The 960-nt window shown below is 72.6% G+C and carries 2 pseudogenes; one reads left to right on the plus strand and one right to left on the minus strand.

Annotation, left to right across the window (positions count from 1 at the left end):
* Positions 1 to 302: pseudogene (locus tag G6024_RS12580) on the plus strand (FAD-dependent oxidoreductase); the annotation flags it as partial.
* A gap of 68 nt (positions 303 to 370) precedes the next feature.
* Here the strand turns inward: G6024_RS12580 and G6024_RS12585 are convergent.
* Positions 371 to 960, minus strand: a pseudogene (locus tag G6024_RS12585) (hypothetical protein); the annotation flags it as partial.

Raw genomic sequence — 960 nt, forward strand, 5'->3', positions numbered from 1 at the left:
CGGTGGGCTACCGCGGCGTGGCGGTGCCCGGGGTGCCGTTCGACCCCGCGTCCGCGACCATCCCCAGCCGCGAGGGCCGCGTCCTCGACGCCGCCGACGGCCGCGAGGTGCCCGGGCTCTACGTGGTCGGGTGGATCAAGCGGGGTCCGCGCGGGTTCATCGGCTCCAACAAGACGTGTGCGCGCGAGACGGTCAACTCTCTGCTCGCCGACGCGAACGAGGGTCGCCTACCCACTCCGGGCCCGGCCGCGCGGTTCGAGGAGTTGCTCCGGAGCCGCCGTCCGGTCCCGGCGACCGTCTAGCCGTACCGAACCGTCTGGCTGTACCGAACCGTCCAGCTGTACCGAACCGCCTGGGTGTACCGAACCGCTCAGGCGGCCTGGTCGGCCGCGACCTGATCCGCGATGACCCTCGCGAGCCGCGCCAGCGGGGAGGCACCGTCGACGTCGGCTTCGTACAGAGCGGCGTACCCCGCGTCGCGATAGGTCAGCAGGGTGTCGGTGACGTCGTCGAGCTGACGGAGCAGATGGGGCGACCACCGTCCGGGATGCTCCACGACGTGCAGACGCAGGGCGACCCGGGTGCGGGAGTCGGGGAGGTTCTCGATCAGCTCGTCGTAGACCTGGACGGGCGTCAGGTCCGAGTCCCTCACGGCGCCGCGGAGAAGGTTCGACGGCTGCACGCCGCTCAGCGGATCGCCCGGCACCGACACCCAGTGGGTGCGCTCGGGGATCGGTCCGCGGCGCGGTCCCGCCACGCCCTGCCCGCCCGGATCGGACGTGCCGACGAGCCAGCGGTCGCGCGGCCGGAACGGGTCGGCGATCAACCCCACGGCGGCGACCCGGTCGAGATCCTCCGGGTGGGCGTCCATCCAGTCGTGGATCACCCGGGTGCCGCAGCACGCACCGATGAGCACGAGGTCGTCGGACGGGTGGAGATGGACGAGGCGGTTGAGGTCGG

This window comes from Dietzia maris (assembly GCF_014144855.1).
Classification (GTDB): Bacteria; Actinomycetota; Actinomycetes; order Mycobacteriales; family Mycobacteriaceae; genus Dietzia; species Dietzia kunjamensis.